The 12,110-nt window shown below is 67.8% G+C and carries 9 protein-coding genes; 6 read left to right on the top strand and 3 right to left on the bottom strand.

The genetic code is table 11. From position 1 onward, the window contains the following. Positions 1-785: 785 nt before the first annotated feature. The 3 genes from AB0C46_RS20600 to AB0C46_RS20590 form a co-directional block, all read right to left on the bottom strand. Complete coding sequence (locus AB0C46_RS20600; RefSeq protein WP_362829344.1) at positions 786-2,072, bottom strand: FAD-dependent oxidoreductase; 1,287 nt, start codon at positions 2,070-2,072, stop codon at positions 786-788. Positions 2,073-2,147: 75 nt separating this feature from the next. After that, the gene (locus AB0C46_RS20595) at positions 2,148-3,539 is read right to left on the bottom strand and encodes an MFS transporter (protein ID WP_362829342.1); all 1,392 of its coding nucleotides are present in this window, start codon (positions 3,537-3,539) and stop codon (positions 2,148-2,150) included. 284 nt (positions 3,540-3,823) lie between these two features. Then, positions 3,824-4,765, bottom strand: a complete 942-nt coding sequence (locus tag AB0C46_RS20590; RefSeq protein ID WP_362829341.1) for an ornithine cyclodeaminase family protein — start codon at positions 4,763-4,765, stop codon at positions 3,824-3,826. A gap of 241 nt (positions 4,766-5,006) precedes the next feature. On the opposite strand from AB0C46_RS20590, the gene AB0C46_RS20585 reads away from it, so the two are divergent. From AB0C46_RS20585 to AB0C46_RS20560, 6 genes are all read left to right on the top strand, one after another. Beyond that, positions 5,007-5,666 carry a GntR family transcriptional regulator gene (locus AB0C46_RS20585; RefSeq protein ID WP_362829339.1) on the top strand — a complete coding sequence of 220 codons (660 nt, stop codon included), beginning with the start codon at positions 5,007-5,009 and terminating at the stop codon, positions 5,664-5,666. Between the two features lie 819 nt (positions 5,667-6,485). Further along, the gene (locus AB0C46_RS20580; protein WP_362829338.1) at positions 6,486-7,724 is read left to right on the top strand and encodes a cytochrome P450; all 1,239 of its coding nucleotides are present in this window, start codon (positions 6,486-6,488) and stop codon (positions 7,722-7,724) included. 978 nt (positions 7,725-8,702) lie between these two features. Then, positions 8,703-9,011 (top strand): hypothetical protein, encoded by a 309-nt coding sequence (locus tag AB0C46_RS20575; protein WP_362829337.1) that lies wholly within the window; start codon positions 8,703-8,705, stop codon positions 9,009-9,011. Continuing rightward, positions 9,008-10,105, top strand: a complete 1,098-nt coding sequence (locus AB0C46_RS20570) for a WXG100 family type VII secretion target (RefSeq protein WP_362829335.1) — start codon at positions 9,008-9,010, stop codon at positions 10,103-10,105. The genes AB0C46_RS20575 and AB0C46_RS20570 overlap by 4 nt, the downstream gene beginning before the upstream one ends. Next, positions 10,102-11,460, top strand: coding sequence for a hypothetical protein (locus tag AB0C46_RS20565; protein ID WP_362829334.1), 1,359 nt, complete (start codon positions 10,102-10,104; stop codon positions 11,458-11,460). The genes AB0C46_RS20570 and AB0C46_RS20565 overlap by 4 nt, the downstream gene beginning before the upstream one ends. Before the next feature lie 221 nt (positions 11,461-11,681). Then, a partial coding sequence (locus tag AB0C46_RS20560; RefSeq protein WP_362829333.1) for a helix-turn-helix domain-containing protein occupies positions 11,682-12,110 on the top strand: 429 nt, incomplete at its 3' end.

Genomic DNA, 12,110 nt, shown 5'->3' with positions numbered 1-12,110 from the left:
GCGGGTTCCTACCGGCGGCCAGGGCAGCCGAACCGGCCTCGGCCGGACTGCGGTCCGCGCTCCAGCACGCCGGCCGCACAGGGCATCGACACCGAGGCCACTCGCCTGCGGACGGTCTTCCACGGCAACCACGCCCACCATCCGCCGTCCGTCGAAGACGCCATGGGGCAGCAACTGCCATGCGCAACTGCCATGCCTCAGGCGCCGACGCCATGGAAGCGGCCGGAATCCAGTGGTGCAGGCGGGTCCAGACCAGCCGGCCGGAATGTAGGGGAACGTCGGCCTCCGAGACGCAGCCTGGTCCCGGAGGCCGACGCAGGCTCCGCTCGCCACCAGCCCCACACTGGGGGCAGGAGCCCGTCTTCATTCAGCCCGCTCAGGGTGAATAGCCTTTCCTGCTCCTTCCGGAGGCCGTGCGCCACGGTCGGCCCCGTTGGGTGACGTGCGTGATCCGCGACAAGGTCTGCCGGCCAGGGAGGCGGTCGGACAAGCCGAGCTGATGAGTCGTGACACGTGTCCGCCGATCACCTGCCGCCCCGAGCCTGCAGCCCGTCACGGGATTCCAACGTACGGACTCATTCAGGGCTGCAACATCCGTCAGTTGACTTAGAGATCACATGAACTGCGGCATTCACGCGTGCCCCCGACGGCCCTGGCTGTTCTGTCCGGGGGCAGGTCAGCCCGCTGCTGGGCGCCGCCAGCGCGGCACGGCAGCGGGGCGGCGCGGTGATCCGGTGCCTGTGCCGGACCGCCGCTTCAAGCGCCTGGCGGAACTGTCCGGCATGTCAGCGGTCAGCAGACCGTTCCCCGTGGCCTCGTCGCGCGAAGCGCTGGGGAGAGAAGGGCCGTGCCGTGTTTGCAACGTCCGCCTCACGCTCCTCTCCCTTTACCTGTGCGGCGATGATTTCCGCTGTCATCGGTGCCAGGGTGACCCCGAGCATCCCGTGGCCACTGGCGACGAATACGTTGTCCTTGCCTGGCAGCGGCCCGATGACGGGCAGTCCGTCAGGTGTCATCGGACGCAGTCCCGTCCAGGCGTGCGGCTGCGGTGCCGGCGGGAAGTCCGGCAGGTATTCACTGGCGGACCGGATGATTCCGCGCACTCGATGTGGTGCGACCGTGGAGTCGGAGCTGCCGAATTCCATCGTTCCGGCGAACCGGAGCCGGCCTGACAGCGGTGTGATGGCCACCTTCGCTTCGCCCAGGTACACCGAGTGCCGCAGCTTCACCGAGCCGCTGGTGTCGTCGAACCCGTAGCCCTTGCCCGGCTGGATGGGCAGGGGGAACCCGGCCAGCCGTGACAGTGCGCCGGAGTGCACCCCTGCTGCAAGGACGAACAGGTCTCCGCTGATCTCCTCATCCCCCGCCAGCACGGAGGTCGTCCGGGAGCCCTCGGACCGGATGCTGGTGACCTGCCTGTCGTGGAGGAATCGCACCCCGAGCTCCCGGCAGCGCTGCTCCAGACCCTCGACCAGCGTTGCGGGGTCCACATGCCGTTCCTGTGCGCACTGCAGGCCGGCCTGTACGTAGGAGCCGAGCGCGGGCTCCAGGTCCCGGACCTCGTCACCGGAGAGCGGGGCGGCGGTGTGGCCGATCCGCTCCATCGGCGCGAAATCGGCCTGGTGGGCATGCATGGCGTCCCGGGTGCGGAAGACCAGGAGATGACCCGTGCGGTGGTATTCGAAGCGCACCCCGTCCTGCTGGTACCCGTCAAACAGCGAGACGGTTCGCTCATTGAGCGCGACGAGAGCTTCGATGCCGTGCCGGTAGTCCCTGCTGTTGCAGTGGCGCAGCATGCTGGTCATGAAGCGCACATGGTCAGGGCGCAGGGACGGTCGGATGTGGAGGGGACTGTCCTTCCGGGCCATCCATCGCAGTGCCTTACCCAGCATCCCGGGTGCGGGGACGGGGGTCGACATGACCGGAACGATCCACCCGGCGTTGCGGGTGGAGGCGCCGGCCCCGCTGTGAGCCGCGTCCACGACGGTGACCTCCAGTCCGTCCCGGGCCAGTCGGTAGGCGGTGGCGAGACCGACCATGCCCGCGCCGACGATCACTGCTTTCTCTGTCATCCTGCACTTCCTCCGGTCGGCATCTTCATCGGTGTGGTGACCGCTCGGGCGAGCAGGGCGCCCGGCGCTGTCGTCTCAGGGTTGGGTGGGGTGGCTGGTGAAGGGTGCCGGGTGCGAAGCCGGCGCCGGGGCCGGTGTACTGCCGCTGGCGTCTGCCAGCCGTCGGCCGCGGGTCTCCGGTGCCAGAGCGAAACAGACCACGAATCCGAGAGCGGTGACCCCGGCCATGATCAGCATGATGGGACCCACTCCTATGCTCTGCAGGCCGATGGGCAGCAAGTAGGTTCCGATGGCCGCCCCGATACGGCTGACCGCGGTGCCGACGCCGACCGCCGTCGCGCGTATCTCGGTCGGGAAAAGCTCTGTGGGGTAGATGAATTCGAGGATGCTCGGGCCACCGGAGAAGAATGCGTAAGCGCAGAAACAGGCGAGAACCACGGCGGCGGGCGCGCCTGGAGCCAGTCCCAGAATCGCTAGCGGGACGACCATGAGTGCGAACGACCAGACGATCAGCGGACGTCGGCCCCGGGTCTCGATGATACGCAGCGCGGGAAGGCAACCGACGAGGAACAGTACGCTGATGAGCGCCGAACCGATCACCGAAGTTTTGCTGTCGGCCATTCCGAAAGCGCCCAGGATCGTCGGGCCGAAGGTATAGATCGCGAACAGCGGAACGATCTGCAGAAGCCAGAACAGACCGACGAAAGCGGTGCGCTTGAAGTAAATTCCCCGGAAGACCTCGGCGAATCCCAGACCGTGCGCGGACTCGTCGGCTCTCAGCGATTCGACCGCCTCCGGGGTGGCCTCCGCACCGTAGACGCGGGTGAGTACTGCACGGGCCTGCTCCAGGCGTCCGCGGCTGACGAGCCAGCGAGGCGACTCAGGCGTCCCGATGCGCGCGATGATGAACACGACGGCCGGGATCGCGGCGCTGCCCAGCGCCCAGCGCCACGCCCCTGAGCCCACAAGGTTGATCAGGCCGTAGCCGACCAGGTACGCAGCCGTGGCCCCCACGAACCACATCATGATGAGCATTCCCATGACCCGTCCGCGCTGAGCCGTCGGCAGCCACTCGGACAGCAAGGCGCTGCCGATGGCGTAGTCCGCGCCCAGCGCGACTCCGATGACGAACCTCAGGACGATCAGCTGCACCGGGTCGGTCACGAACATCGACCCGACGGAGGCCGCCGCGATCACGACGAAGTGGAGTGTGAAGAGCAGTTGACGGCCGATGCGGTCCGTGAGGCGCCCGAAGATCAGGCCGCCGAGGAACAGGCCGATGAGCGCCGACGCACCGATCAGGCCCGCCGCACTCGCTGACATCCCGAGGTCGTGGGTTATTCCGAGTACGACTACGCCGACGATACTGAGCAGGTAGCCGTCGAGGAACTGTCCTCCGGCGGTGAGCACGAACATCTTCTTGTGGAATGGACTGAAACGAGCGTCATCGATGAGCGAGGTACTCACGTGTTCTCCTTGGTGTCGGTCGTCGGCGGCGACGATCCTGACTTCTCGGATCAGTGGATGACCTGGCTGAGTGGGCTTCCTCCACCTCTGCGGATTCGAAGTGGCACTGCGACGTCATCCAAAAACTTCGGGGAGGGCTGAGGATTGCGTCAAGGAAATCCCGGCAGCCTGTTGATTCTCGGAACTCATGCGCGCCGGTTTTCGGAGGGAAAGCCTGCGCTGCCCCGTCGGCCGGCGGTGCAGCCACGCCGGTCCGGGCCTCTCCTTGGTTGATGCGGGCGCATTCACGGAACGGGATTCAGGGCCGAGCGGTAGACCAGCGCAGCCGCGGCCAGGTCGGCGAGACCGCTGCCGACGGACTTGAAGACGGTGATCTGGTCGCGGTCGCGCCGGGCGGCGACATCACCGCGGCACAGTCCGGGCAGGGTTCCGGCGATCGCGTTCCGGTCGAGGACGCCGGCGTCGATCGGCTGGATGAGGTCGCCGGACTCTTCCAGCGCGGCCCATGTGTCGACATAGAGCGTGCCGCGGCGCAGGCACTCGTCGTCGGCTTCCCGCATGGTGGGGCGGAAGCTTCCGATGAGGTCGAGGTGGGTTCCCCTGCGCAGCCAGTCCCCGCGAATGAGCGGCTCGGTGGCGAGGGTGGCGCAGGTGACGATGTCGGCGGCGGCCACCGCGTCCCGCAGGCCGGTGGCGACACTGGCGTCGACACCCTGGTCACGCAGGCTGTCCACCAGGCGTTGTGCGTGTGCGGGCACGTGGTCGTGCACGATCACTTTGCGGATGTCGAAGGCGCTGCGGTAGGCGTCGGCAGCCAGGCTGCCGACATGCCCCGCGCCGACCACGACATGGACCGCACTGTCCTTGCGGGCCAGAAAGGACGCCGCGAGCGCCGAGGTCGCCACGGTCCTGCGCTGGGTGAGCGTATTTCCGTCCACCACAGCGAGATGCTCGCCGGTGGTGGCACTGGCCAGGACGAAGGCGGAGGACAGTGCCGGACGTCCGAGCGAGCCGTTGCCGGGGAAGACATTGACCAGCTTCACACCGAGGTACTCGCCGTCGGTCCAGGACGGCATGAGCAGCACGGTCGCATCGGACGCGGCATCGACGACATGGTGGTGCCGCTGGGGAGTGTGGGCGCCGTTTCGGAATCCGGTGCGCAGAGCGTCGATGAGGGCATCGAAGGGCAGTGCCCGGACGGTTTCTTCGGCTGAGATGGTGAGCATTGGCTTCCCTCCGGGAGGGGCGTCGAGGTGCAGTCCCGGACCGACAGGGCCCGGGGTGGCCGGGCGCGTGTGAGTCGTCGCGTGGTGGGGCTTCGGCGTGGGGTATCGCCGCGGCAGGTGTCCCGGGCCTCTTCCTCACGCACTACTCAGGGGTAATCGGTTACCGGTTACCTGTTACCGGTTGGCGAGTACCATGCCTACGGCGGAATCCAAAGTCAAGGGTCTGAAATCAGGAGGTGACGTGTCCGAGTCGGCATCCCAGCCCTTGCGGCACACGAATTTGCGTGACCAGGCACTGGAGGTGATCCGGCAGGCGCTCGTATCCGGCGAGATCAAGCCCGGCGAGATCTACTCCGCGGCGGCACTGGCCACGCGGCTCGGAGTGTCCGGGAGCCCCGTACGCGAGGCCATGCTCACCCTGGTCAACCAGGGCCTGATGGAACCCGTCCGCAACCGCGGATACCGCGTGGTGCCGATGAGCGAGCACGACCTCGACGAGGTCTACGAGATGCGCCTGATCCTCGAGGTGCACGGCACACTTCAAGCCGCGGCCAACATGAACAAAGATGATCTTGCCCGACTTGAATCAACCGTGATCGAAATCGAAACCGCGGCCGCCAAGGGTGACGTGGTACAAGTCCTCGAAGCCGACCGGAAGTTCCATCTCGGCCTCCTCGCACACTGCGGCAACAAACGCCTCGTCAGCACGGTCGAGACCCTGCGCGACCAAACCCGGCTCTACGGGCTGGAGTATCTGGCCAAGCACGGCACACTCACCGACAGCGTCCACGAACACCGAGACATGCTGACCGCGATCGCAAACGACGACATGCCCCGCCTGGAAACCATCATCCGGGCACACATGCACCACCTCCGATCCGACTGGGCGGACCGGGACTAAGACCGCTTCCTGCACGGCCGGTTGGCGGCTGCGCCCAGGGCGGGCTTCCAGTGATGCGCGTAGAACACCCCGGAGTGCCAGGCCCCGCCTGCGCACTCCGCGGGTGCGAGGAACACCTCGTCGCCCGCGCGTCGTCGCCCTTGGGCGGGTGGTGTGCGCGCAGGGGTTCGAGTCACGCAGCGCCGGGCCGGCGTCCACGGCCGGCTGACGGCCGCACGCGGCCGGCTGCCCGCGGTTTCAGCGACGGCGCTTCTCTGCGTGTGCCGGAGCCGCCGATGGCTTCGGAGACCTCGCGGCCGGAGCGGGGGCAGGGGCGTTGCGCCCAGTACGTTCACGGCCCGGCTCAGGACGGTGGACGGGTCGGTGGTGCGCAGAGGGGTGGGCAGTCCGGTCGGGCAGCGATGCTGCGGTCGGCGGCGCCGCTGGCGGCGAAGAAGCCCCGCGGAGGGTGTCCCGCCGACGTGGTGCGACGCCCGTGACCCCGCTCCTGTGTCCTCCCCCGATGAGGCTCGTTGAGCAGGTGTCCCGTCAGCTGGAGTGCCGCCCATGATGTGCCCTGTTCCGCACGCCTCCACGCCGGTCACCGCTGCAATGACGCGGCCGGCGACGCAGCGGGCGTCGCGGCGGGCGTCGCGGCGGGCGTCGCGGCGTATGCCGCTGTACGACCCGGGGTTCACCGTCGGCCCGAGCACGCCCGATACCGGGTCGGCCGGTTCAACTGTCTCGACCGCGCCGACCTGCCGACCTGCCGACCTGCCGACCGGACTGTCTGTGGCCCTTCCCCACCGCATTCGTGCCTCGTCCGAACAGGAGCCCCGCATGTCCCACCAGCCCGAACTCCTCGTCCTCGACGCCAATGGTGCCGACCCGGACGCCGAAATCCGCGCCCTGCACTCCTTGGGCCCTGCGGCCCGCGTCGACATCCTCGGCGTCACCGCATGGGCCGTCAGCGAACCCACCTTGCTGAGGGAGTTGCTGATCAGCCCGGACGTTTCCAAGGACGCCCGGCAGCACTGGCCGCGCTTCGAGGAGGTTTGTGAGACATGGCCACTCGCCCTGTGGATCGCGGTGAAGAACATGTTCACCGCCTACGGCAGCGATCACCGACGCCTGCGCCGCATGGTGGCCCCCGCCTTCACCACACGTCGCGTGGACGCACTCGCCGAGCGCATTGAGGCTATCGCCGCCGACCTGCTCGACGACCTGGAGACCGCCGAGCCCGGCGAGACGGTCGACCTGCGTGCACGCTTCGCGTACCCACTCCCGATCCGGGTCATCGGCCATCTCATGGGCGTACCCGAGCATCAGCGCGAGGGTTTCCGCGCCGTCGTCGACGGGGTCTTCGCCACCACACTCAGTACCGAACAGACCGCCGCGAACACGGCTCGCCTCTACACCGTCCTCGACCAGCTCATCGCCGCCAAACGGGCTGAGCCCGGGGAGGACATGGCCTCCCTGCTCATCGCCGCGCGGGACGAGGAAGGCGACGCCTCGGCGCTGTCCGACGCGGAGCTGCGCGACACGCTCCTCCTGATGATCGCGGCAGGGTACGAGACCACCGTCAACCTCATCGATCAGGCCGTCACCGTACTGCTGACCCACCCCGGCCAACTCGCCCACGTCCGGGCCGGCCGCGTGAGCTGGATGGATGTCATGGAGGAGACCCTGCGTCTGAAGCCGGCCATCAAGCACCTGCCCCTGCGCTTCGCCCTCCGCGACATTCCTCTGCCCGACGGACAGGTCATCTCCGCGGGCGAGGCGATCCTCGCCTCGTACGCCGCGGCCAACCGCCACCCCAGCTGGCACGGCGACAGCGCCGACGTCTTCGACGCCACCCGCACCGCACCGGGCCCCGAACACCTCGCCTTCGGCCACGGTGTCCATTACTGCCTGGGCGCGCCCCTTGCCCGCCTCGAAGCCGCAACCGCGCTGCAGGCCCTGTTCGACCGCTTCCCCCACGCCGAACTGGCCCTGCCCGCCGAGGAACTTCAGCCGGTGCCCTCACTGATCACCTACGGGCACCAACGCCTGCCCGTACGTCTCCGGCCCGCCGTCTGACAGCCGGTCGCCGGCTCCCTACAAGCCGACGCAGCCGGGTGGGCAGACCGACGACCCACCCGGGTGCGCAGACCGACAACCGCCCCGGGTAGGCAGACCGACCTCGCCTGCCCGCCCGTCGCGCCCCGGTCCTCAGCTCCTTCTCGTCTCCCCCGGTCCGGCCGGCCCATGGTGTGGGGCCTGAACGCGGCCGGAAGGGACGCGTCCAGGAAACCTGGTCGCCCGGATCGGAAAGGGACGGTCCTTGCCGAGGAAGAGGGCGCCATGACGCCACTCGTCGGATTACGGCGGAAGTGGACTCCTTCGGAGGGTCTTTCGGCTCGGCGGATTGTGCCAGCAGGGGAAGGAAAGCCCAGACGGCCGTTAGCACCATGCCGGGATCCGACGTGCTCGTTCACACGGCCCGGCTCCTGAGCGATCCTCCCGAGCAGCTTCCAGGCGCACAAGACAACACCGAGCATGACGAGGCCCCACGTGGTCACCTTCAGGCGCTCCCAGCGGTGTTTGCGCTTCGGCTCGTCCCGCTTCTGGGCCACCCAGCGCTGAACGCGCTTCCGGCTTGATGGAAATCAGAGGGAGACAGGTGCGTGCAGCTTCCGTGTCAGGTGCTCAATGTGATGGGCCGGACGGCCGCCAAGGGGTAGTGCTGAGGCATGGACGGAAGCTGCCTTAGAGGCCGGAGCAGGGCGAGGCACACAGGCCGCCGCGCAGCTCGTCGTCCGCAGCTCGCCCCAGGGGCACAAAATGCGACAAGAGGACGGCAAAGCCACCGCCCCCCTCAGCTCCCCCGCACAAAGAATCCGACAAGAACGCGACAAGAAAACTCCCGGCCATACTTTCGATGATCACCCCGCCCTAACATTCAGCAGCGTGGCCGCCTCCCACTACCACGTCGGCACCGCGTCGGCATGGTCGTGAATCGGCGCCCCCAGGGAAACAATAAGGGGTGGGTGAATCATGTCCAAAAACGAGTCGTTAGTGAATGAAGCGGCTCTCTCCAGGCTGGCGAAGAGCTTCGAGGCTTACGGGTCTGACCTGGAAAGCTACGTCAATGAATTCCAGTCGAAGACCGATTCCGAGGTGATTCACGACGGTTTCGGTGTCCTCACTGAGTCCGAAGAGGTCACCTCCGCGTACATCGAGATGTCCACCGAGATGGTGGAGTCGCTGAACGCCCTGCGGCAGCACCTGGACCACGTCAGTGACGGGCTGCGCACGGTCCAGCGGAACGCTACGGAGACGGACGAGTCCCTGGCCACCGGCTTCGGCAAGGGGCGCAGTGCATGAGCGGTGACGAATCCGTGGCCGAGCAGGTCTTCGAGGCCGGCCTGGAAATCATCAACCCCGGGGGTGAACCGGACGTTCTGCGCTCGGCGGCCAAAGGCTGGCGGGATCTCCACGACAACCTGCAGACCATGTTCAAGGACATGGACCGCGAGGTGCAGCGGACTCTGGAGTTCGACTGGAAGGGTCCCGCGGCGGACTCCTTTTCTGGGCACTGGAAAAACCTCAACGCGGCGATGAGCAAAACGCTTCCGCAATTGCCCAAGGCGGCAGAAAGCCTCGATGAGGCCGCGGACGCGATCGAGGAGATAAACGACGAGATCCACCAGATTTATCTGGAGATCGGTATCTCCATCGGCGTCTCGGTGGGCCTGTCTTTCCTGACCATGGGTTTCTCGGCGGCCGCGGGGGCCGCCCGAGCCGCCCAACTCGCAACCAAGGCCGCCAAACTCGCAAAGACCCTCGGCACCATTCTGCAGAAGGTCGGCAAAGCGTTCCAGTGGATCTCCCGGATGGCGAAGGAACACCGCTTCCTGAAGAACGTCCTGGTCAACTGGACCAGCAACACCGGCGGCACCGTCATCACCAACGCCCTCACCGGACAGGAGACCAACCTCGGCGACGCGGTCTGGCAAGGCGGACTCTCCGCTCTCGTCGGCACCGGTCCCGGGCTCGCCGTCGCCGGCGGACTGGGCAAGGCGGGCCGTCCGCTGCTCGGTGACATAGCGGGCGGTGGCATCGGGAGCATGACCGGCGGTCTGGCCGTCGATGGGACGAAGAACCTCGACAACGACCCGTCGAACGACGTCAGCGGGCGCGACATGCTCTGGGACGCAGGGGTCAACGGGGTCGGCGGCGGCGTCGGGGGCGGCGCCGTGCACGGTGCGAACATGCATGTGCCGCCTGGGCGGGAGGGCCCGCACTTCTCGATCGAGGGCCCGGCGCAGGGCATCATCTACGGCGGCGCCGGAGCCATCGCCAAGCCACTGCACGACGTCATCTGGCCGACTGATGAGAAGCCGGACGAGGCGAAGACTGAAGCCACCGACCCGCCAAAAGGCCCGAAGAAGGGGTCAGTGAAGGACGTTTTCGGGTGAGAGAGCGGGACCTTGGAACGGCTGCGGCGTCGGCGCTGGCATGGGCCGGTGCCGCGGCGTTCCTGATCTGCCTGCTGGTGCGGAAGATCGCGCCGTATCCGCGCTGGGATCTGCTGGCTTGTCTGGCGGTGTCGGCGGGAGCAGTCCTCATGTGGTGGCTCCGGGCGAGCGGACGGCTCGCACCTGCCGGCCGGGCGGCGACGGAGCCGGACCGGTCCGTCACGGTGGGGCGGCGGCGCACCCGCTGGTGGCCCGAGAGGCGCATCGAGCTCGTCATCCTCGCCCTGACGGCGTTGCCGCTGCCACTCGTGATGCTGTTCCTTTCGACGACGGCGAGCACACCCCAGGTGACCGCGATCCTCGCGCACCATCCGCGTATTGTGGAGGTGACCATCACTCAGGTCCACCACTCGTACCTGAAGGACGGCAGGAACTACAGGTACTACGAGTCCGCGGTCACGGTCGCGGCCACCGGCCGGTCCGGGAAGGGGTCGCCATGGCCTAAGGGCACCGTGCAGACCTCCCACCCGCCGCACCCGGGAAACCGGTTCCTGGGCCTCTACGCCACAGACGCCCCCGCCGCCGGGATCATCCTGGACAGCCGCGCGGAGCTGCACGCGCTTCTCGGCGGGCACGCCGGGCCGGGGGACCTGGCGCTGCTGGCCCTGTACAGCCTCTTCCCTTTGGTCTTCGCCGTAGCAGCCCTCCGTGCCCGTGCCGCCTCACTCGCCTCGGAGGGTGTGTTCGGCGACGGCGGAACCCGGATGCTCCGGGTCCGGCTCGCCGGCGTCGGAGCGGGCGACCGTCTCAGGCGCCCCGTCGGCACTTCGAAGCAGGCAGGGCCGGTCCTGAGTCCCGCACTGCGCCTCGCATCGTCGAGCGGAACCCGTGATCTGCTGCTCGAACGGTGCCTCGACCCCGTCCCGCTCGCGGACGCCCTCAAGGACAGTCAGGGCCGCCTCTACTGGACCCCCAGGGCGAACGACCGGCCCGAATGGTCCACCCCCGCTCTGCTCGTCCTGGACGACGGCCGGTACCTACGGGGAGCCACAGCCATCGGCACACCCACCCAAGCCCCGACGGGCGAACCGGTTACCGGCTTTCTCCCCGGCCTGGAACCTGGCCGCCCGATGGGCCCCTACGCACTGTGGCAGCCCCACGTGCACACGCCGGGCGTGCTCTGCTTCGCTGCCGCCTTCATCGCTGTGGTCCTGCTGGTGTCGGGCGTCGGATCCGGCGGCGAGGCGCTGCCCACCGCATGCCTCCTGGTCGTCGCGTCCGGGCCGCTCGCGGGAGTGCTGATGATCGGGCGCCGGCGTACGCGCTATGTGCGCCAGTTGGCGCAGCAGAGGTGACGGAGACAGCCGCCACTCCCCCGTGGGTGGCGAGGGAGGACATCAACCTAGGCTGCTTCAACCGCTTGAAGCAGTGGCGCGGCATCGCCACTGCTACGACAAGACCGCCGAGTCCTACCAAGCAGCCGTCACCCTCGCATCGCTTCTGATGTGGGCGTGATTTTTGAGGACAACTCCTAGTGTTCTGAGTCAGGAATTCGTTTCATGAGTAGAGTCTGTTCATGGCTCGGATGGGGCGGCCGAAGGCTGCGTTGGTGCTGATTGCTCAGGAACGGGACCGGTTAGAGGAGTTGGTTCGCCGGCGGTCGACACCGCAGGCGTTGGCTCTGCGCTGCCGGATCATCCTTGCCTGTGCATCGGGTGCCACCAACCGGGAGGTGGCCCGACAGGTCGGAGCCGAGGAACACACGGTCGGCAAGTGGCGTGCGCGTTTCGTCCGCGACCGCTTGCCGGGCCTCGGTGACATGCCACGTCCAGGCGGCCCTCGTTCGGTGTCCGACGAGCAGGTCGCCGCGGTGGTGACGAGAACGCTGGAAAGCACGCCGAAGAACGCCACCCACTGGTCGACGCGGGAGATGGCCACGGAGATGGGTCTGTCGCAGTCGACCGTCTCCCGGATCTGGCGGGCCTTCGGCCTGCAGCCCCACCGC

Source organism: Streptomyces sp. NPDC048637, from assembly GCF_040650675.1.
Lineage (GTDB): Bacteria > Actinomycetota > Actinomycetes > Streptomycetales > Streptomycetaceae > Streptomyces.
The sequence above is the reverse complement of the archived record's forward strand: the minus strand, read 5'-3'. Positions and strand labels throughout refer to the sequence as shown.

Excerpts from the sequence above, each read along its gene's own strand:
- AB0C46_RS20600 (WP_362829344.1), bottom strand. The coding sequence starts at position 2,072 with ATGACAGAGAAAGCAGTGATCGTCGGCGCGGGCATGGTCGGTCTCGCC.
- AB0C46_RS20590 (WP_362829341.1), bottom strand. The coding sequence starts at position 4,765 with ATGCTCACCATCTCAGCCGAAGAAACCGTCCGGGCACTGCCCTTCGAT.
- AB0C46_RS20580 (WP_362829338.1), top strand. The coding sequence starts at position 6,486 with ATGTCCCACCAGCCCGAACTCCTCGTCCTCGACGCCAATGGTGCCGAC.
- AB0C46_RS20570 (WP_362829335.1), top strand. The coding sequence starts at position 9,008 with ATGAGCGGTGACGAATCCGTGGCCGAGCAGGTCTTCGAGGCCGGCCTG.